This is a genomic window from Parafrigoribacterium humi (assembly GCF_040227205.1).
Taxonomy (GTDB): domain Bacteria; phylum Actinomycetota; class Actinomycetes; order Actinomycetales; family Microbacteriaceae; genus Parafrigoribacterium_A; species Parafrigoribacterium_A humi.
Window position 1 is genome coordinate 836,152 of sequence record NZ_JBELOA010000001.1, and the last position, 17,724, is coordinate 853,875.

The 17,724-nt window shown below is 66.6% G+C and carries 23 protein-coding genes; 14 read left to right on the forward strand and 9 right to left on the reverse strand.

The annotated features are described in order from the left end of the window. Positions 1-58 precede the first annotated feature (58 nt). Complete coding sequence (locus ABUA28_RS04120; RefSeq protein ID WP_349902656.1) at positions 59-1,273, forward strand: sensor histidine kinase; 1,215 nt, start codon at positions 59-61, stop codon at positions 1,271-1,273. Next, positions 1,270-1,956: a response regulator transcription factor gene (locus ABUA28_RS04125; RefSeq protein WP_349902657.1), complete on the forward strand. Its 687-nt coding sequence runs from the start codon at positions 1,270-1,272 to the stop codon at positions 1,954-1,956. Before ABUA28_RS04120 ends, ABUA28_RS04125 begins: the two co-directional genes overlap by 4 nt. A gap of 37 nt (positions 1,957-1,993) precedes the next feature. Here ABUA28_RS04125 and ABUA28_RS04130 read toward each other — a convergent pair whose 3' ends face one another. Further along, on the reverse strand, positions 1,994-2,344 hold the full coding sequence (locus ABUA28_RS04130; protein WP_349902658.1) for a MerR family transcriptional regulator: 351 nt from the start codon (positions 2,342-2,344) through the stop codon (positions 1,994-1,996). A gap of 88 nt (positions 2,345-2,432) precedes the next feature. Between ABUA28_RS04130 and ABUA28_RS04135 the strand changes: the two genes are divergently transcribed. Together ABUA28_RS04135 and ABUA28_RS04140 are read left to right on the forward strand one after the other, a co-directional pair. Beyond that, on the forward strand, positions 2,433-3,338 hold the full coding sequence (locus ABUA28_RS04135) for an NAD-dependent epimerase/dehydratase family protein (RefSeq protein ID WP_349902659.1): 906 nt from the start codon (positions 2,433-2,435) through the stop codon (positions 3,336-3,338). A 51-nt stretch (positions 3,339-3,389) separates the two neighbouring features. Beyond that, entirely contained in the window at positions 3,390-3,515 is a 126-nt protein-coding gene (locus ABUA28_RS04140; protein ID WP_349902660.1) for a hypothetical protein, read from the forward strand. A 13-nt stretch (positions 3,516-3,528) separates the two neighbouring features. On the opposite strand, the gene ABUA28_RS04145 is transcribed toward ABUA28_RS04140, so the two are convergent. Further along, the gene (locus ABUA28_RS04145; RefSeq protein ID WP_349902661.1) at positions 3,529-4,530 is read right to left on the reverse strand and encodes an amidohydrolase family protein; all 1,002 of its coding nucleotides are present in this window, start codon (positions 4,528-4,530) and stop codon (positions 3,529-3,531) included. Positions 4,531-4,600: 70 nt separating this feature from the next. Here ABUA28_RS04145 and ABUA28_RS04150 point away from each other — a divergent pair, with 70 nt between their 5' ends. After that, positions 4,601-5,155, forward strand: a complete 555-nt coding sequence (locus ABUA28_RS04150; RefSeq protein ID WP_349902662.1) for a TetR/AcrR family transcriptional regulator — start codon at positions 4,601-4,603, stop codon at positions 5,153-5,155. 21 nt (positions 5,156-5,176) lie between these two features. Here ABUA28_RS04150 and ABUA28_RS04155 read toward each other — a convergent pair whose 3' ends face one another. Next, positions 5,177-5,782, reverse strand: coding sequence for a GNAT family N-acetyltransferase (locus ABUA28_RS04155; RefSeq protein ID WP_349902663.1), 606 nt, complete (start codon positions 5,780-5,782; stop codon positions 5,177-5,179). A 69-nt stretch (positions 5,783-5,851) separates the two neighbouring features. Here ABUA28_RS04155 and ABUA28_RS04160 point away from each other — a divergent pair, with 69 nt between their 5' ends. Both ABUA28_RS04160 and ABUA28_RS04165 read left to right on the forward strand, forming a co-directional pair. Next, entirely contained in the window at positions 5,852-6,013 is a 162-nt protein-coding gene (locus tag ABUA28_RS04160) for a hypothetical protein (protein WP_349902701.1), read from the forward strand. Between the two features lie 81 nt (positions 6,014-6,094). Then, a complete protein-coding gene (locus tag ABUA28_RS04165; RefSeq protein ID WP_349902664.1) occupies positions 6,095-7,033 on the forward strand; it encodes a J domain-containing protein in 939 nt (312 codons plus the stop codon). Between the two features lie 22 nt (positions 7,034-7,055). Here the strand turns inward: ABUA28_RS04165 and ABUA28_RS04170 are convergent, their stop codons facing one another. Both ABUA28_RS04170 and ABUA28_RS04175 read right to left on the reverse strand, forming a co-directional pair. Beyond that, positions 7,056-7,250 carry a helix-turn-helix domain-containing protein gene (locus ABUA28_RS04170; RefSeq protein WP_349902665.1) on the reverse strand — a complete coding sequence of 65 codons (195 nt, stop codon included), beginning with the start codon at positions 7,248-7,250 and terminating at the stop codon, positions 7,056-7,058. A gap of 147 nt (positions 7,251-7,397) precedes the next feature. Then, positions 7,398-7,940 (reverse strand): ArsR/SmtB family transcription factor, encoded by a 543-nt coding sequence (locus tag ABUA28_RS04175; protein ID WP_349902666.1) that lies wholly within the window; start codon positions 7,938-7,940, stop codon positions 7,398-7,400. Positions 7,941-8,027: 87 nt separating this feature from the next. On the opposite strand from ABUA28_RS04175, the gene ABUA28_RS04180 reads away from it, so the two are divergent. Further along, on the forward strand, positions 8,028-9,464 hold the full coding sequence (locus tag ABUA28_RS04180) for a TrkH family potassium uptake protein (protein WP_349902667.1): 1,437 nt from the start codon (positions 8,028-8,030) through the stop codon (positions 9,462-9,464). Beyond that, the gene (locus tag ABUA28_RS04185) at positions 9,457-10,128 is read left to right on the forward strand and encodes a potassium channel family protein (protein WP_349902668.1); all 672 of its coding nucleotides are present in this window, start codon (positions 9,457-9,459) and stop codon (positions 10,126-10,128) included. The genes ABUA28_RS04180 and ABUA28_RS04185 overlap by 8 nt, the downstream gene beginning before the upstream one ends. Positions 10,129-10,241: 113 nt before the next feature. On the opposite strand, the gene proC is transcribed toward ABUA28_RS04185, so the two are convergent. Next, on the reverse strand, positions 10,242-11,078 hold the full coding sequence (gene proC, locus ABUA28_RS04190) for a pyrroline-5-carboxylate reductase (RefSeq protein WP_349902669.1): 837 nt from the start codon (positions 11,076-11,078) through the stop codon (positions 10,242-10,244). Between the two features lie 73 nt (positions 11,079-11,151). Here proC and ABUA28_RS04195 point away from each other — a divergent pair, with 73 nt between their 5' ends. Then, positions 11,152-12,114, forward strand: coding sequence for a cation diffusion facilitator family transporter (locus ABUA28_RS04195; RefSeq protein WP_349902670.1), 963 nt, complete (start codon positions 11,152-11,154; stop codon positions 12,112-12,114). A 3-nt stretch (positions 12,115-12,117) separates the two neighbouring features. On the opposite strand, the gene tadA is transcribed toward ABUA28_RS04195, so the two are convergent. Continuing rightward, positions 12,118-12,585, reverse strand: coding sequence for a tRNA adenosine(34) deaminase TadA (gene tadA, locus ABUA28_RS04200; RefSeq protein WP_349902671.1), 468 nt, complete (start codon positions 12,583-12,585; stop codon positions 12,118-12,120). A 26-nt stretch (positions 12,586-12,611) separates the two neighbouring features. On the opposite strand from tadA, the gene upp reads away from it, so the two are divergent. Together upp and ABUA28_RS04210 are read left to right on the forward strand one after the other, a co-directional pair. Then, on the forward strand, positions 12,612-13,247 hold the full coding sequence (upp, locus tag ABUA28_RS04205) for a uracil phosphoribosyltransferase (RefSeq protein WP_349902672.1): 636 nt from the start codon (positions 12,612-12,614) through the stop codon (positions 13,245-13,247). Positions 13,248-13,704: 457 nt separating this feature from the next. Beyond that, positions 13,705-14,457: a winged helix-turn-helix domain-containing protein gene (locus ABUA28_RS04210; protein ID WP_349902673.1), complete on the forward strand. Its 753-nt coding sequence runs from the start codon at positions 13,705-13,707 to the stop codon at positions 14,455-14,457. On the opposite strand, the gene ABUA28_RS04215 is transcribed toward ABUA28_RS04210, so the two are convergent. Then, positions 14,454-15,053, reverse strand: coding sequence for a TetR family transcriptional regulator (locus tag ABUA28_RS04215; RefSeq protein WP_349902674.1), 600 nt, complete (start codon positions 15,051-15,053; stop codon positions 14,454-14,456). The genes ABUA28_RS04210 and ABUA28_RS04215 overlap by 4 nt on opposite strands. 104 nt (positions 15,054-15,157) lie before the next feature. Between ABUA28_RS04215 and ABUA28_RS04220 the strand changes: the two genes are divergently transcribed. Beyond that, entirely contained in the window at positions 15,158-16,051 is an 894-nt protein-coding gene (locus tag ABUA28_RS04220) for an SDR family oxidoreductase (protein WP_349902675.1), read from the forward strand. A gap of 5 nt (positions 16,052-16,056) precedes the next feature. Here ABUA28_RS04220 and ABUA28_RS04225 read toward each other — a convergent pair whose 3' ends face one another. Beyond that, a complete protein-coding gene (locus ABUA28_RS04225; RefSeq protein WP_349902676.1) occupies positions 16,057-16,872 on the reverse strand; it encodes an alpha/beta fold hydrolase in 816 nt (271 codons plus the stop codon). Between the two features lie 88 nt (positions 16,873-16,960). Between ABUA28_RS04225 and ABUA28_RS04230 the strand changes: the two genes are divergently transcribed. Next, positions 16,961-17,389, forward strand: coding sequence for a MarR family winged helix-turn-helix transcriptional regulator (locus ABUA28_RS04230; RefSeq protein WP_349902677.1), 429 nt, complete (start codon positions 16,961-16,963; stop codon positions 17,387-17,389). The last annotated feature ends 335 nt before the right edge of the window (positions 17,390-17,724 follow it).

Consider the following 17,724-nt stretch of genomic DNA (forward strand, 5'->3'; position numbering starts at 1 on the left):
GAACACACTCCACCGAACGGATGAGGCGGCCCCGAGCGGCGGCGCGTAGCGTAACGGTGTGGCCCCATTCCTCACCCGTCGCTCGCCACTCACGCGCGACCTCATCATCGCCGGTCTCTGGCTGGCATTCACCCTGTCAGTCGTGGTCTTCGCGATGTCGACCGTGTGGTTTCCGGCGCGTCCCGCCGACTACTTCGTCGTAGCGATCGTCACCGCTGTCGCATGGCCGCTCTCGCGGCTGGCGCCGAAATCGACCCTCCTGGTGGTGGCCGCCATCGCCGCGCTCCCGTGGATCTGGACCTTCGTTGCACCCGAGGTGAGAATCGTGCCGCTCGCCGTCGCCGCATTTCGTGCGGCACAGTTGGGCGGTGCCAAGCGGTACGTCATCCCCATTCTCGCGATCACGACACCGTTCGTCGCCGTTCACAATCTCCTGTCACATATCGTCAACGGCGACCTGGTGTACCCCCACGGATATGCCTGGACGCAACCTTCCGTCGACATCATGCTCATGGTCACTGTTGCCGTGGTCGCGGCACTCGGGTACGCCGTGCACCGCCAACAGCAGGCCGTGCATCGACAGCAACAGATCGCCGAAGACCTCAACCGACAGAATGCTGAGCTCATCGCCCTGCGCGCTTCGGAACGGGAGCGGGTGGCAATCGAGGTGCGGACAGCGATCGCCCGCGACATCCACGATGTTGTCGCGCACCGCGTTGCTGCCATGGTCGTGACCGCGCAGGCCGCCGACCGAGTTGCCGATCGAGACCCCGCGCTTCTCCGCACCACGGTTCGGGCGATCGCGGTCGAAGGAAACGAGGCCCTGGCCGCGATGCGGCAGGTCGTGCAGGTGCTGCGTCAGCGGCCCAACTCCGACAGGTCTTTCGAAACGGCCCTGCGGGAACTGACCGATCGGCTCGGCACGAGTGGCCGTCGCGTGACGGTGTCGGGTAAGATCGCGGGCACCACCGAGATCGTGCGGGATGCGGTGCTCCGCATCGTGCAGGAGTCCTTGACCAACGTGCTCCTGCATTCCGACGCCGAACACATCTCCGTCAGTTTCGCGACGACAGGAAGCGATATCGAAGTCCGCGTGGAAGACCGCGGCCAGCGCAGTGAGACGACACCACCCACCCACGCCGGAAACGGCATCCGGGGAATGCGGGAACGCGCACGCGCTCTCGGCGGTCAACTCTCGGCTGGCCCTCGCGCGGAGGGCGGGTGGACTGTGCGTGCGGTTCTGCCTCGAACCGGGAGCGCGGTACTCGCTTGAGCGACCAGACCATCCGAGTGGTGATCGCCGACGATCAGCCGGTGATCGTCGCGGGATTCCGGCTGATGCTCGATGAGGAAACAGACATCGAGGTCGTCGGCACCGCGACCGACGGACTGGCGGCCGTTACGACCACGGCACAACTCCGGCCCGATGTCGTGCTCATGGACATCCGCATGCCCGGCGTCGACGGCATCGAAGCGACCCGGCGCATCCTCGACGCAGGCAGTGCCGATGCGGTGCTCATGATCACGACATTCGACGACGAGGAATACCTCCGCGAGAGTGCGCACGCCGGAGCATCCGGTTTCCTGCTGAAGAATGCCGGACCCGATCTGCTCGCGGCGGCCGTGCGCAGCGCGGCGCGAGGCGACGCCCTCATCGACCCGGCCATGACTCGTGTGCTCTTGGAGCGCGGAGCCAGGTCAACCCCGACCGAGCTCGTCTCCGCGGAATACGTCAGCCGACTGGGCGCACTCACGGAGCGGGAACGCGACGTCTTGACGCTCGTCGCTCAGGGGTTGAGCAACGGCGAAGTGGGCAAGAGGCTGTTCCTCGGCGAAGCGACGATCAAGACCCACCTGGCGAACATCTTCACCAAGGTCGGCGCCCGAAGTCGCGTGGGTGCCGTCATGTTCGCCTACGAAAGCGGATTCCTGAAGCCGCACTGGGTGACGGGGTGAATCGGCGGAGCGAAAGACGCCGCGTGGCCCTATCTCGTCAGGCGGCCGCCTGCTCCAGAAACGCCGTCAGCACGTCACGGGTCTCCGCCAGGCGGCGGGACTTCTCGTCCATCTCGTCGCGGATGCGCGCGACCTTCTCCATCACGGAAGAACAGCTCATCTCGACCGGGCCACTGTCCCCCGTGCACGGCAGCACCTGCTCGATCAGCGTGGTCGGGAAGCCGAGCTCGAGCAGCGACTTGATCGTGCCGACGATGCGGATCGCCGATGCATCGTATTCGCGGTACCCGTTCGACTCGCGCTCGGAGGAGATGAGGCCGAGCTTCTCGTAGTAGCGGAGCGAGCGAGCGCTCGCGCCCGTGGTCCGGCTCAGTTCACCGATTCTCACGTGTGGTCCCTTCGACTTGACCTTGACACTGATGTCAGAGTTTAGCGTGACTTCCGCGGCGAAACACACCGCGGAAGGGAACACGAAAATGAAGATCTTCATCACCGGCGGCACGGGCTACCTCGGATCGGTACTGGTCGAACATCTGCTGGGCGCAGGCCACGAGATCAGCGGCCTCGGCCGTTCGGAGGCGAGCCGCCACACGCTCGCGCAGGCGGGAGTGACGCCGGTCGCCGGCTCACTGGACGATACCGGGGTGCTGTACGACGCGGCAGCACACGCCGACGCCGTCATCCACGCGGCGGTCGACTACGCCATGACGAAAGAATCCACCGTCACGGAGCTCGCGGCCGTACGCGCACTCGCGAAGGGTGCGGGAGCCGCGGGCACCGGCAAGCCCGTGCTGTTCACGAGCACGGGTCTCGTCTACGGCTTCGAGCCGAACAAGGATGTCACGGAGGATGCGGTGCTACCCGAGATCAGCGCACAGCCCGTGAAGGCCCAGGCCGAACGCATCGTGCTCGACGCCCCAGGAATCACACCCATCGTCTTTCGCGCCGGGCTGATCTTCGGTCGCGGCGGCTCCGGTCTCGTAACCGGACTCATCCGATCCGCCATCGACAACGGTGCCGCGACCTATCTCGACGAGGGAGGCAACAGCTGGGTCCCCATCCACGTCGACGACCTCGCCGCTCTCTACACGAGTGCGATCGCGCGGCCGACCGCGGGTGTCTTCAACGCCGTCGGTGACGTGCCATTCACCTTCCGAGCCCTCGCGGAAGCGATCGGTGAGCTGACCGGGAAGCCCGCGGTGTCGATCCCGCTCTCCGTCGCGGAGAGCACTATCGGCCCGGCCTCGCGCGTGCTGACCACGAGCAGTCGCCTCGTCGCCACGAAGGCCCGCGAGACCTTCGGATGGGCGCCCTCGGCGCGGTCACTCCTCGACGACGTCCGCGCGGGGTCCTACGCATCGCTCCTGAGCGCCGAGCAATGAGAGCGCAGCTACAGCCTGCCATCGACGGAGGCCAGGGCTACCCTCGGTCTCATGGATGACGTTGAGGACGCAGAGGCGCCGAACTGCCCGGACTGCTTCTTTCGGATGATGCCGACCGGCGACGGGGAGCGCAGCTGGTGGGTGTGCCCACAGTGCGGTCTCACCCAGGCCGCCTGAGTAATCCGACGAACTAGCTGCCTGAAACCACCGGCTCACCGGGGAGACCGAACAGCGCACGCGCATTGCCCGCGATGAACTGCTCGCGCGCCGCATCGCTCGGGAAGACCGTGAGGAACGCGTCGATCTGCGCCGCCGTCGGACGCTGGAACGGATAGTCCGTCGAGAACAGCAGCCGGTCCGGGGTCGTGACCTCGAGCGTGTGCCGCAGCAGCGCGGGGCTGAGCATCCCCGAGCTCGTGACGTGGATGTTCGACCGGATGCAGTCAGACACCTTCCGCTCCAGCCCCGCCACCTTCGCCAGGCCGTCGGTGCGCTCGCTCCACAGCGGCAGCAGTTCGCCCCAGTGGCCGAGTACGAGTTGCATCTCGGGGTGCCGGTCGAAGGTGCCGCGAACGATCAGCCTCAGGGCCGCAACCGCCGCTTCGAGATGCCATCCCCATCCGAACGTTGACAGGGCGAGCTCGGTCATCGGCTCGAAGCCGCCGTACAGCGCGTCCCTCGTCGTGCTCGACGGGATCTGGGGATGGATGAAGATCGGCTGGCGCAGCGCGGCCGCCGCGGCAAAAAGGTCGTCGTAGCGCGGGTCGTCGAGCGGAGTCTCGCCGACGCGGCCGTAGACCATCGCTCCCACGAAACCGAGACCAGCCGTGCGCTCCAGCTCGGCGACCGCCGCGACCGGGTCAGCCATCGGAAGCGTCGAGAACGCGCGGAACCGCGAGGGATGCCGCCGCACCGCCTCGAGCGCGACCTCGTTCGCTCTCCGGCTCAGCGAGCGCGCCTCCGCGGGGTCGAGCGGATGCGTCCCCGGAGGCGCGAGCGACAGTATCTGCAGGTCGACGCCCTGGGCATCCATCGCGGCGATCCTCGCCTCACCGAGGTCGTCGAGACGCTCGAGGTTGTCGCCCATCTCGTCGAACACGATGCTGTCATCCCCACGATCCGCGGGAAGGGCCTTCACGGCGGCCGTCACCCCGGGAAGGTTCCAGTGTTCCTCTATCGCGATCCGTGTCATTGTCCACTCCACTCAACGGCTGTTGAGTGATCACGGTACCACCTTCGCTCAACGCCTGTAGAGTGAGTGCATGGCCCCCAGTACACGAGATGTCAAGCGCGCTCGCACGGCACAGCGCATCCTCGAAGCGGCACGGGCGGAGTTCGCCGCCCGCGGCTTCGACGGTGCGACGATCAGGGGCATCGCGACGGTCGCGGAGGTCGACCCGTCGCTCGTCATGCAGCACTACGGCTCCAAGGCCGCGCTGTTCGCCTCCGCCGTTCAGCTGCCCACCGGCGACGACCGTGGCACCGTCGATCACCTGGCCGAGGTGCTCGCCTCTCGCCTCGGAGAACTGCCGCCGGAGACCCACGCCCTCGTGCGGTCGATGCTCACCGTGCCCGAGGCCGCGGACTCGATGCGCAGCTATCTCGACGAGCGCGTCACCAACCTCACGCGCTCGTTCGGCGGCGACACCGGCCAGGCTCGGGCGCTTCTCGCGGTCAGCACGATTCTCGGCGTCACGATCGCACGGCACTTCCTGGAGCTCACGGCGTTCGAGAGCGTCTCGCGGGAGTCCCTGCAGGAGGCCATGTCTGGCTTGCTCGCACGGGCATCCGCTGGGCAGATCGGCGACGACGCCTGACCCGCGGTTCCCGACACCGTCTCAGGCGGTTCGGATGCCCAGCACCGCAACGCTCTCGTCGTCCGTCGGCAGTTCGACGAAGCCGATCCGATCGTAGAATGCGCGGGCCGGGGTGTTCGCGGAGTCCATCACGAGATGCACGCCGCGGATGCCACGGGCAGCGAGCGAAGCCCGCAGCGTCTCGATCAGGCGGCGCCCCAGCCCCAGCCCCTGAACCTCCGGCAGCAGGTCGATGTGCAGGTGCGCGGGGTAGTCGTCGAGCTGCGGGATGAGCATCCGCTCGGGTGTGTGTCCGAGGATCACCATGAAGTCCTCCGCGCTCGCCGGATGCGGGACGAGCGGATACCGCGCGGCAAACACCGGGAGTACCTCAGCCTGGTACCGGCGCACGAACTCGCGGGTGTCCGACGCGGCGATCACGTAGCCGGCCACTCGCTCGCCGGTGTCGACGACGAAGGCGGAGTCGGCATCCAGGTCGAGGTAGGGGCCGCAGAAGATGTCGGGGAGGAGATCGTCGCTGGAGTACACGCTGCGCGCATCATCACCCGCCGCGCCCGTTCGCACGCAGACGTCGTAGCACTCGGCACGGTCAGAGGGCCGATACGGGCGGATGATCGGTTCGGCCACGGGCCGCCTCTTTCCTAGAATCGCATCACGCTCCACCCTAGTCACGAACGATGCACGTACACTCGGACGATGTTGTCACTAGTGATCATCCTTCTGATTATCTGGCTCGTGCTCGCGATCCTGGGCTTCGTCATCAAGAGCCTGCTCTGGCTCGCGGTCGTCGGGATCATCCTGTTCGTCATCACCGCGCTCTGGGGCTTCATCAGGCGGGGAGGCCGCACCAAGAGCTGAACCGTCGTGCCGACCGTCTTGGCGAGGGAGCAGGGTTCGCGGGTATTCTCGTGAGTTGACTCTCGACCCGAAAGCGACCGCATGACTGACAGCCCACTCGCGGCGACGCCTTACGAGGTGCTCGGCGTGAGCCCGTCGGCGAGCACCGAGGAGTTGCGGCGCGCCTACAGGCGGATGCTGCGCGCGGCCCACCCAGACACCGGCGGTTCCGAGACGGAGTTCACCGCGGTGCAGCGGGCCTGGGAGCGAGTGGGCACCCCGGCGAGCCGGGCCATCTACGACCGCGGGCACGCGGCGAGCGCCGGAGCGTCGTCCCGCTCGGGCGGGGCGTCATCGAACGACAAGCCGTGGGAGGCGCGGCCGGCCCGCACGTTTAGGGACTCTCGGCCGTCTGCTCGGTCCTACGGGCATCCGGGTGGCTGGAATCGCGAGCGCTACCTCGTGTCCATCCGCGAGTGGGTGGGGCTCGGCGCACCGCTTGAGGATCCGTACGACGCGGCGCTCGTGCGCTCGGCGCCGCGTGAGCTCCGGCACCTGCTCGCGGATGCCCTCGCCGAGGAGGCCTCCGCCCGCGCACTCTCGGCGCTCGGCATCGCATACACGATCTGGCACGACGTGCGCAGTGACGCGGGCAAACTCGACCACGTCGTGCTCGGGCCGGCCGGGCTGTTCGCCGTGCAGTCCGAGGACTGGGGCGCTCCCGTCAAGGTGCGCAAGAGCGAGCTCATCGGTGACGGCATCGAGGACGAGCGGCCGTTTCGCACCCTGGCGGCGCGCGCGAAGTCGGTCGAGAAGCCCGCGCGCGTGCGTTTCACCGCGCTCGCGATCGTGGTTCCGGATGACGCCACGGAGTCGACGAGCACACTGCTCGGCCGAGTAAAGGGCATCCCTTCGGTGCTCGTGCAGCAGTCAGGGCTTCCTACCCTGATGCGCACCGGACTCCCAGAGGAGCCGCCGATCGGTGGAAACGAACTGTTCGACATCCGCACGAGACTGCAGGCGTCGATCCGCTTCGTGTAGCTCGCGAGTCCTCGCCGAGCGGTCAGCCGACGTCGGAGATGTGCGAGTCGATCGCTGCCTCGACCGCGGACTCTGGAACGCGGAAGGAGCGCCCGAAGCGAATCGCGGGCAGTTCGCCGGAGTGCACGAGACGGTAGACCGTCATCTTCGAGACGCGCATCATGTCCGCGACCTCAGCAATAGTGAGAAAACGCACCTCAGAAAGATCGCGTGCCATTGTCCTGTGCCCCTAGCGTTCCGTGAATATGCAGAACCGAGCACTCATCCGCTGTTACTGGAGTGCTGAATTGTCACTTTAGGGGCAGATGTGACTTGTGTGCAAGCAGCGTTCGCCCCGCCAACCGCCCAGGCAGGTGCCGAAGGCCTACTTTGAGTCTTTTTTGCCGAGCTTCTTCTTGATCGGATCGATCACCCTGCGCTCGACGCCCTGGGATGCATCGTGCAGAACATTGATCGTCTGGAACGAGGCCTCCGCCGCCTTGCGCCCCACCGCGATGCCCGCTTCTGCCGGATGCTGCAGCGTGTCTGCCGCGCGCCGCAGCGGTGCGGGAACCTGCACCCCTGACCACGCCGAGAACACGGTCGTACCGTCGACCTCCGCCCCGAAGTCCGAGCTGAGGAAGGGGATGACCCAGTCCTCCAGCTCCTCGAGCGGAAGAGAGTCGAGGGTGTAGTAGCGGTGCTGGCCCTCCTCGCGAACGTGGACCAGTCCGTGATCGCGCAGCACCTTCAGGTGCTTGGACACCGTGGGCTGACTGAGGCCCAGAGTCTCCACGAGCTCTCCGACGCTGATCTCGCCCGCCCCGGTCTCGCCGGAGTCCGACTCCGACGAGACCCGACGCTCGAGCAGCACCTGCAGGAGATCGCGCCTCGTCGCATCCGCTATCACGTCAAAAATGTCCGCCATGGAACCAAGGCTACCGGGCCTCCCAGCTGGAGTACCATGACAAGCTGCCGCAACGACGCAGACGATGCAGGAGAGCAAGGGGGAGCAATGCGCGCCAAGCGCACCGCCCGAGGCGCCACTCGCGGCACCGTTTTGTCACGCACCCGCGATCTTATCGACCTTTTTGCGGCGTCGTCGCCTGCACGATTCGCGATCGTGGTCTTCACGGCGCTCATCCTTTTGTTCACGGCGCTGCTCTCGCTGCCCATCGCCAGCGCGTCCGGCACCGCGACGCCGCTGCCAGATGCGCTCTTCACCGCAGTGTCGTCGATCTGCGTCACGGGGCTCAACACCGTGAACATGGCGATGCACTGGTCCGCGTTCGGCAACGTCGTCATCCTGATCGGCCTCGAGGTCGGCGCGATCGGCGTGATGACCCTGGCGAGCATGCTCGGCTTCATCGTGTCCCGGCGTCTCGGGCTTCGCGCCAGGTTGCTCGCGGCGAGCGACTCGAACGCGGGGCGTATTCACGTCGGACCGGTCTCAGAGTCCCAGGCGATCCGCCTCGGTGAGATCGGAGGCCTGCTCGCCACCGTAGCGATCAGCGTGTTCGCCATCGAGATCGTGCTCACGGCGATGTTCGTGCCACGCCTGCTGCTCGCGGGTTCAAACCCGTGGCAAGCGCTGTGGGAGGGCTTCTACTTCGCCACCTCGGCGTTCACGAACACCGGCTTCGTGCCGCATACCTCCGGCCTCGCGCCCTTTGCCACCGACCCGTGGATGCTCGGCACCATCGCCATCGGCGTCTTCGTCGGCAGCCTGGGCTTCCCGGTGATCTTCGCGTTGGCCAGGCGCTTTCGTAAGCCGGGTCGCCTGTCGATCCACGTCAGGCTGACCCTCGTCACCACTCTCGTACTCATCGTGCTCGGCGCCATCGCGATCTATGCGATCGAGTGGGACAACCCACTGACCCTGGGCGCGCAGGCCCCGATCGACAGGCCGATGACGGCGACGTTCCTGTCGATCATGACGCGCTCCGGCGGCTTCTCGAACGTGAACATCGGCGACATGCACGGCGCGGGCCTCCTCACCATGGACATGCTCATGTTCGTGGGAGGCGGCTCGGCATCCACCGCGGGCGGCATCAAGGTGACGACACTTGCCGTGCTGTTCCTCGCGGCCGTCGCCGAGGCCAAGGGCAACAAAGACATGCAGGCGTTCGGACGCCGCATCCCCACGGATGTGCTGCGCCTGTCCGTGAGTGTCGTGCTGTGGGGTGCGACCATCGTCGCGGCCTCGTCGATCGCCCTCATGGAGGTGACGAAGGCCCCGCTGCACCTGGTGCTGTTCGATGTGATCTCCGCGTTCGGCACCTGTGGCCTGAGCACCGGACTCACCGAAAGCCTGCCGGACTCCGGCAAGTTCATCCTCGCGGCGACGATGTGGGCAGGTCGCGTTGGTACAGTGACCCTCGCCGCAGCGTTGGCCGCCAGCCAGCGCCCACAGCTGTTCCGAAATGCAGAAGAGAGGCCCATCGTTGGTTGATCGCATTCCTCACAATGCCCCCGTGCTCATCATCGGCCTCGGCCGGTTCGGCGCAGGGGCCGCTGGCCAGCTCGCCCGGCTCGACCGCGAGGTGCTCGCTGTCGACGAGAACGCAGACCTCGTGCAGAAGTGGTCGGAGCGCGTCACGCACGCGGTCCAGGCGGATGCCCGCAGCATCGACGCGCTCCGCCAGATCGGTGCTCAGGACTTCTCGGTTGCCGTGGTGGCGGTCGGCTCGTCGATCGAGTCGAGCGTGCTCATCACGGCGAACCTCGTCGACCTCAAGATCCCGCAGATCTGGGCGAAGGCCATCAGCCAGTCGCACGGCAAGATCCTCGCTCGCATCGGCGCGAACCACGTGATCTATCCCGAGGCGGAGGCGGGCGAGCGCGTCGCGCACCTGGTCTCGGGGCGGATGCTCGACTTCATCGAGTTCGATGACGATTTCGCGATCGTCAAGATGTATCCGCCGAAGCCGATCCGCGATATCACGCTCGCGGAGGCCGGCGTGCGCAAGAAGTACAACATCACCGTCGTCGGCGTGAAGTCGCCCGGCAAGGACTTCACCTACGCGACGCCGGAGACCATCGTCTCCAACCGCGATCTCATCATCGTGAGCGGCAACTCCGCGAACATTGAGGCGTTCGCCACGCTGCAGGCGTAGGCCAACCCAGTGGGTTGAGTGGGCCCGCCGGGGCCGTATCGAAACCTCCCTCGTGAGTAACGACTTGAGGTCTCGATACACTCGCTGCGCGAGCACTCGACCCGCGTAAGGGCTCAGGCCCCCGCGGCGAGCTCTTTCGCGCGAGTGAGCGCGGCCGCGGTCGCCCGGTCGAACAGCACCTTGAGCTCGCCCTTCTCGAGTTCGGCGATCGCCCGCTCTGTCGTGCCCCTGGGGCTCGTCACCTGCCTGCGCAGCTCCTGCGGGCTCTGACGGGATGACACGAGCAGCTCCGCTGCGCCCAGGAAGGTGCCGTTGACCATCGTCGCGGCCGCCGACTCGCTGAAGCCCAGGTCCATGGCGGTGCGGGTGAGTTCTTCGATCAGATAGAACACATAGGCCGGGCCGGAACCGGAGATGGTGCTCAGGGCGTCGATCTTCTCCTCCGGCACGACCACGACATCCCCGACCGTGCCGAAGAGAGCGGATGCCAGGCCCAGGTCCGCCGCACTCGACCGCGTTCCTGCGCTCAGACCCGTCACGCCCCTGCCGACGATCGCGGGCGTGTTCGGCATCGCCCGAAGCACGGACACGGACTCCGGCAGGATGGACTCAATGGTCGCGACGGTCACGCCCGCAGCCACGCTGATGATGACGGTGCCGGGGTCCAGGGCGCCTCCGATCTCCCTCAGGAGATCCGGAACCATCTGCGGCTTCACCGCGACGAGCACGATGCGCGCGCCCGCGACGGCAGCCAGGTTCGCGGCGGCGTTGTTGTCTGTCGCGTAGCTGAGCACCGTATCCGAGCGCAGCAGAACCGCCTTCGCCTCGGTGCGATTGGTCACCCGGATGCCGCCCTCGACGGCCACGTCCGGCTGCAACAGGCCGCTCAGGATCGCCCCGCCCATGGAGCCGGCGCCGAGAATGGAGATAGCTGGCAAAGTCGTCTGCATCGTTCAATCCTGCCCCTGTTCCGCGGTGCAGTCGAACCGGTGAGCCGGTGCACGCACATCCTAGGATTGATCCATGAGCACTTCTGGCGGGAACAAGGCGATCGTTGCGGCCCTGCTCGCAAACCTCGGCATTGCAATCACGAAGTTCATCGCATGGTTCTTCTCGGGCTCCGCATCGATGCTCGCGGAGGGCGTGCACTCTCTCGCAGACACCGGCAACCAGTTGCTTCTGCTGCGCGGCGCCGCGGCGTCCCGCAAGGCCGCGGACAGCGAGCACCCGTTCGGCTACGGCCGGGAGCGCTACGTCTACGCCTTCGTCGTGTCGATCATCCTGTTCAGCGTCGGTGGTGTGTTCTCCATCTATGAAGGTGTCGAGAAGCTGCAGCACCCGCACACGCTCGAGAACGCGTGGCTGCCCGTTCTCGTGCTGGTGATCGCCATGGTCCTCGAAGGATTTTCGCTACGCACCGCAGTCAAGGAGTCGAACCACGTTCGCGGCAAGGAGAGTTGGCTCAGCTTCATCCGCCACGCCAAGGCGCCCGAGCTTCCCGTCGTGCTGCTCGAAGACGTCGCAGCCCTCACCGGTCTTGTCTTCGCGTTCCTCGGCGTCGGCCTCACGGTCATCACCGGCAATGCCGTCTTCGACGCGATAGGCACACTGTGCATCGGCGCGCTGCTCGTGCTCGTCGCGGTCATCCTCGGCGTCGAGACGAAGAGCCTGCTGGTGGGCGAGGGAGCAAGGCCAGCGGATGCCGAGCTCATCCGCGACGCGATCAACGCCGAGCCGAGCGTCGAGGCCCTCATCCACATGCGCACGCTGTACCTCGGACCAGACGAGCTGCTGGTCGGAGCCAAGGTCGCCTTCGCGAGCAAGAAGAAGATGGCGGATGTGGCTGCCGCGATCAACGCGCTCGAGGCCCGCATCCGCGACGCCGTTCCCATCGCGCGCGTCATCTTCATCGAACCGGACGTGTATGTCTCGCAGGCGGACGGCAACGTCAGCACCGAGGCCATCATCATCAAGGCTTCTGACTAGCGCTCAGCGACGGGTCTCGAAGAACTCCTTCAACAGTGCAGCACAGGCGTCCGCCTCGATTCCCGCGACCACCTCGACCCTGTGCGGCAGCCGTCGATCGCGCAGCAGGTCGTTGACGCTGCCCGCAGCCCCCGCTTTCTCGTCCCAGGCGCCGAACACCACGCGGGGAATCCGCGCGCCCAGGATCGCGCCCGCGCACATGCTGCACGGCTCGAGCGTCACCACGAGGGTCGTGTTCTCCAGGTGCCAGTCGCCCGTGGCGCGCGCTGCTTCGCGAATAGCGAGGATCTCCGCGTGCGCGGTCGGATCCCTGAGCTTCTCGCGCTCATTGCGGCCCCGGCCGATCGGGGTGCCGTCGGCGTCGAGCACGAGCGCCGCGACGGGAACGTCGCCGGTCTCCGACGCGCGACGGGCGTCGTCGATGGCCGCGAGCATCCACGTGCTGTAGTGCTCGTCCCTGTGTCCGGTCATGGCGCCTCCTGAAGTAGATTGAGCCTATGCGAGTTCACGTAGCTGACCATCCGCTCATCACCCACAAGCTCACGGTCCTGCGCGACAAGACCACTTCATCCCCCACCTTCCGGTCTCTCGCCGAGGAGCTCGTTACCCTGCTCGCGTACGAGGCGACGCGCAACGTTCGGGTCGAGCCGGTGCTCGTGGAGACTCCCGTCGCAACAGCCAAGGGCCTCGCGATCAGCCAGCCCCGCCCGCTCGTCGTTCCCATCCTGCGCGCGGGCCTCGGGATGCTCGAGGGCATGGTCAAACTGGTTCCGACCGCGGAGGTCGGCTTTCTCGGCATGGTGCGCAACGAGACCACGCTGCAGCCGAGCATCTACGCTGAGCGCCTGCCCGACGACCTCTCGAACCGGCAGTGCTTCGTACTCGACCCGATGCTCGCGACGGGCGGCTCGCTCATCGCGGCCATCGACTACCTGCTCGCGCGCGGCGCGGTCGACGTCACGGCCATCTGCCTGATCGGTGCGCCGGAGGGCCTCGCCGCGGTCGAGAGGGCCACGGCCGGGCGGGATGTCACGATCGTGCTCGGTGCGCTCGATGAGCGACTCAACGAGGTCGGCTACATCGTGCCCGGCCTCGGCGACGCGGGCGACCGTCTTTACGGAACCGTCGAATAAGTCACTTCCCTTTCCACCTCCCTGTGGCGGGAGAAACGGTCTCGCGGCGGGAGTTATACCTCCGCCCGCGAGACCGTTTCTCCCGCCGGAGTGTGCGGTTTCTCCCGCCACGAGTGCGCGTTTCCCGCCACGAGAGGGCAGTGTTCAGCAGCAGCGGGACTTGACAGACGGCGGGATGCTGCCCGATAGTGGGGTCTATGACTATCGACTCGCGCGCCCTGACCTCTGTTGAGGACCATGGGACTGCCGGCATGATGATGCCGCGCTGCGCTTCTGTCTGTTGTCGAATGTGTGCCTAATCGGCCAATCCTTGTCGAGTTTCCGCTGCCACGACGCGGCGCAGACTCCCGGGCGCCGCTCCTCATAACGAACGGCATCCGCTCAGCACGACCCGCAGTAGCCGAAGGATCACACCCTCATCATTAGAGGCCCTTCACCCCACACAAGGAATTCTCTGATGTCTCTTGCAACCACCGATCTCATCCGCACGCCCGCCACGACCCACCCGGCGACCCACCACCTCGCTCCGGCGCAGGCTCCGTCCAGCCACGTCACCGCTCCCGCGACCCCGCGTGAAGCCCCGACGCCGAGACTGCGCGCCGTGCCCTCCGGCACCGAGGCGCGCGGCTTCGTTCTCTACGTCGGAGTCGACGAGTTGAAGGCCGCAGCAGCCGGGACCGACCTCGGCCACATCGTCGAGGCGCTCAAGAAGCTCACGAACGACCTCGTGCCGTCCGCGGAGACCTACGCGGCCGTCGCCCTCGCACCGGAGGGTGCGGGAGGACGCGACGTGGATGTCGTTCGCCTCGCCCTGCAGGATCCGTCGGCACTCGCGAAGCACCGCCAGCACGCCGAGCCGGAAGAGGAGCCCCGCCGCGGCGGTGTCGTGGTGGACCTTTCCCGCAAACGCCTGATCCTCGATGACGAGACCGCCTCGCTCACATACAAGGAGTTCGAGCTGCTGCAATACCTCGTGCTGCGCGAGGGCCACACGATCGAGCGCGCGGAACTGATCGCATCGCTGTGGTCCGTCGGCGATGACGACGTCCCGAACGAGCGCACGATCGACGTGCACGTTCGTCGTCTGCGCGCCAAGCTCGGTGCCTACGAAGACATCGTGCGCACGGTTCGCGGCGTCGGTTACCGCTTCGACCGCCACGCGGATGTCTCGGTGCGGCACGCGAGCGCCCCCAGTCCCGACATCTTCTAGGGTTCGATCTTCTCACGCTTGGTCTTCCGGGGCTCGGCGGCCGTCAGACCCGCCAGCTGCGTGAACATCTCGCGCTCGAGTTCGACCAGCGAGCGCGTCTCGCCCTCCGCGATCCACTGCTGGAACGCGACCTGGAACACCGTGACGCCCGACTGCGCCGAGAGCGTGGCCGTCGGCTCCGGGATGCCCCGCTCGCGCAGGGCGACCGCGATGGCCGTTCCCAGGGCGGCGAGCTTCAGCAGTTCGCGCTCCTGGAGCTCCGGGTTCGCGGCGATGACGGCCTGGCGCTGCCGCGAGTGTGCACGCATCTCATCGGGAAAGTACTCGACGCCCGTGACGGCTGACGCAACCAGCTCCAGCGGGTTCCCGCCCGCAGGGCCAGAACCGATGCCCCGAACGAACAGGCCCTGGAACTCGTCCTCGCCCCCGAAGATCACCTCGCGCTTGTCGGCGAAGTGACGGTAGAAGGTGCGCTCGGTGAGACCAGCGGCCTCGGCGATCTCCGCAACGGTCGTCTCCTCGAACCCGCGTTTCGCATAGAGTGCGAGCGCCACCGTCTGAAGCCGCTCGCGCGCGCCGGGTTCCCACCTCACCATGGTTCGATTCTAGTGATGACAGTCGCTGTCATGGGCATGTATAGTGATGTCAGTATCTGACATCAAATTCTCGCCGACAGCGACGGGAGAAAGGGGTCGCGCCCATGCGCGTCTTTGTTACTGGAGCATCCGGATGGATCGGCTCCGCCGTGGTCGACGAACTGCTCGCCTCGGGGCACCAGGTCCTCGGACTCGCTCGCTCCGCGGCATCCGCTTCGTCTCTTGTCGCCAAGGGCGCCGCGGTGCAGCGCGGCGACCTGGACGATCTCGACAGCCTGCGCACGGGCGCCGCGAGTGCGGATGCGGTCGTTCACCTGGCCAACAAGCACGATTTTGCCAACCCCGCCGCGTCCAATCTCGCCGAGCGCACCGCGGTGGACACTCTCGGCACCGCACTGCGCGGGTCGAATCGGCCGCTCCTGATCGCGTCCGGCTTCGGCGCGGTCAACGGAAACGCTGTGACCGAGGAGGACCGCTCCCCGGCTCACGGGCTCGAAGCCCCGCGGGGCGGCAGCGAGAACCTCGCACTCGACTACGCCAACCAGGGCGTCGCCTCGGTAAGCGTGCGATTTGCCCCCACCGTTCACGGCGAAGGTGACCACGGCTTCATCGCCGCGCTTGTCGGCATTGCCCGCGCCACGGGCCGCGCCGCCTACATCGGCGACGGTGCAAATCGGTGGGCGGCCGTGCACCGCTCCGACGCCGCGCGCGTCGTTCGCCTCGGGCTGGAGAAGGCCACACCCGGACTGGTGCTGCACGCCGTCGGTGAGCCGGGCATCCCGACCCGCTCTATCACCGAGTGGATCGGGCGCGGCCTCGAGATGCCCGTCGTCTCGGTCGACAGGGCGGATGCTCCCGAGCAATTCGGCTGGCTGGCCGGCTTCTTCGGCACGGACACCCTCGTCTCCAGCGACCGCACGCGCGAGTACCTCGGCTGGACCCCGAGCGGTCCGACGCTCGAGGAGGACCTCGCCGGTCGGGCCTACTTCACCAGCTAGGACGACTACACGCGGTCGGCGACGCGCTCATCGATGAAGCCCACGACGGTTCGCCGCAACTCCTCCGGAGTCTCCAGCTGCGGAAGATGACCGGCCTCGCGAATGAGGTGGAGACGAGCGCCCGGGATCGCGTCGGCATAGGCGCTGCCGTGCTCGGGCGGCACGATGCGGTCGGCCTCGCCCCAGAGGACGAGGGTCGGCGTCGCGATCCCGGGCAGCCTGCCCTGCAGCCCTGGATCCGCCATGGTGGCGCCTCCGTAGACCTGCAGTGCCGCACGGTTCGCAGCCATCATCGCCTTCTGCGGCTCGGAGAACGCGCTGACATCGATGCGGAACGCGTCAGGGGCGAAATAGCTGAGGTCGACGACCTGGTCCATGGTGAGGCCGAAGAAGTCGACGATCGGATGCTCGTCCAGTTGCAGGCCGACGGCGTCCACGAGTACGACACCACTGACGCGCGGAGAGGCGAGAAGTGCGATCTCGGCCGCAATCCAGCCGCCGATCGAGTTGCCGACCACGGTGACGTTCTCCAGGTCGAGTTCGTCGAGCAGCCGCGAGTACACCGCGGCAAGCCCGGCCATGCTGTTCAGGCTCGCCGGGCGTGAGGTTCCTCCGAAGCCAGGATGCGTTGGGGTGATGACGCGCGCGCCGCCGGTAGCCGCAAGCAGGTCGGCAAACCCGATGACCGACTGGGGGCCGGCGCCCCCGTGCAGCAGGAGGACCGGGCGGCCGGAGCCGCGTTCCGCGTAGCTCACCTCCACCTCGCCGATCGCGGGAAGCGCGAAGGTGCGAGTGTCGCTCGTGGTGTCGATGTTGCTCAAGATGTCTCCCTGGGTTCACGTTGTGTGGAAGAACAGTATCCAAATATGTTGATATAAACAAGTTGTTATCTATGGTTAGACTGCTGGCATGGCAAGGTCACTGCGAGACACCGGACTGTCGGTGAAGCGAGTGCAGATGCGGCACCACCACGCCATGACGGCGGCACTCGCGCCGCTCGAGATCAGCCTCGTGCAGTGGGATGCCCTCCGTCACCTCCACGAGAACCCCGATGCATCCCTGCACGATCTCGCCCAACTCACCTTCCAGTCGGACCAGGGGTTCGGAACGCTGGCCGGCCGGATGATTGCCCGCGGCCTGATCGAGCGCGTACCGGGCCCCGGGCGCGCGGTGCGTCACCGCCTCACCGCCAAGGGCGAGGATCTTCGCGAGCGTGGAGCGAACATCGCCGACCAGGTGCTCACAAAGTCGTTCCAGTCGCTGACACCCGCCGAACGCGAAACGCTCGACGAGTTGCTCCAGCGGCTGCTCGACAATCCGCTCGACAATCCGCTGTAGACGTTCCCGGTCCACAGGCGGATCGAGCAACATTCTCAGAAAAATAACAGTTTCATAACTAGCGCTCCGTTACCTGACCGTTATATAGTTCAAGGGCAGAGGTTGTTTGCTGTGGCAGCTTCTGCGGAATGTGATTGCAGGACACTCTTGGTGCAAGGGAGAGGGTCGGCTTCTAGCCTCTGAAGCCGGCCCTCAATCCTGTTTAACGCCGCGGTTTCACGGAGCTGGCTGCCAGGCGGGGCTTATAGGCAAGAACGTGTGGATGGGTCGGGTGTGTCATCCGCGTCCTGCCCAGCCTGATCGGTGCCAGAGTCCTTCCTCGGCGTTGAGGCCGG

Coding starts and splice junctions, on each gene's coding strand:
- ABUA28_RS04220 (WP_349902675.1), top strand. CDS start 15,158: ATGCGCGTCTTTGTTACTGGAGCATCCGGATGGATCGGCTCCGCCGTG.
- ABUA28_RS04175 (WP_349902666.1), bottom strand. CDS start 7,940: ATGGCGGACATTTTTGACGTGATAGCGGATGCGACGAGGCGCGATCTC.
- ABUA28_RS04140 (WP_349902660.1), top strand. CDS start 3,390: ATGGATGACGTTGAGGACGCAGAGGCGCCGAACTGCCCGGACTGCTTC.
- proC (WP_349902669.1), bottom strand. CDS start 11,078: ATGCAGACGACTTTGCCAGCTATCTCCATTCTCGGCGCCGGCTCCATG.
- ABUA28_RS04150 (WP_349902662.1), top strand. CDS start 4,601: ATGGCCCCCAGTACACGAGATGTCAAGCGCGCTCGCACGGCACAGCGC.
- ABUA28_RS04145 (WP_349902661.1), bottom strand. CDS start 4,530: ATGACACGGATCGCGATAGAGGAACACTGGAACCTTCCCGGGGTGACG.
- ABUA28_RS04210 (WP_349902673.1), top strand. CDS start 13,705: ATGTCTCTTGCAACCACCGATCTCATCCGCACGCCCGCCACGACCCAC.
- ABUA28_RS04170 (WP_349902665.1), bottom strand. CDS start 7,250: ATGGCACGCGATCTTTCTGAGGTGCGTTTTCTCACTATTGCTGAGGTC.
- ABUA28_RS04160 (WP_349902701.1), top strand. CDS start 5,852: ATGTTGTCACTAGTGATCATCCTTCTGATTATCTGGCTCGTGCTCGCG.
- ABUA28_RS04215 (WP_349902674.1), bottom strand. CDS start 15,053: ATGGTGAGGTGGGAACCCGGCGCGCGCGAGCGGCTTCAGACGGTGGCG.
- ABUA28_RS04230 (WP_349902677.1), top strand. CDS start 16,961: ATGGCAAGGTCACTGCGAGACACCGGACTGTCGGTGAAGCGAGTGCAG.
- tadA (WP_349902671.1), bottom strand. CDS start 12,585: ATGACCGGACACAGGGACGAGCACTACAGCACGTGGATGCTCGCGGCC.
- ABUA28_RS04135 (WP_349902659.1), top strand. CDS start 2,433: ATGAAGATCTTCATCACCGGCGGCACGGGCTACCTCGGATCGGTACTG.
- ABUA28_RS04165 (WP_349902664.1), top strand. CDS start 6,095: ATGACTGACAGCCCACTCGCGGCGACGCCTTACGAGGTGCTCGGCGTG.
- ABUA28_RS04195 (WP_349902670.1), top strand. CDS start 11,152: ATGAGCACTTCTGGCGGGAACAAGGCGATCGTTGCGGCCCTGCTCGCA.
- upp (WP_349902672.1), top strand. CDS start 12,612: ATGCGAGTTCACGTAGCTGACCATCCGCTCATCACCCACAAGCTCACG.
- ABUA28_RS04180 (WP_349902667.1), top strand. CDS start 8,028: ATGCGCGCCAAGCGCACCGCCCGAGGCGCCACTCGCGGCACCGTTTTG.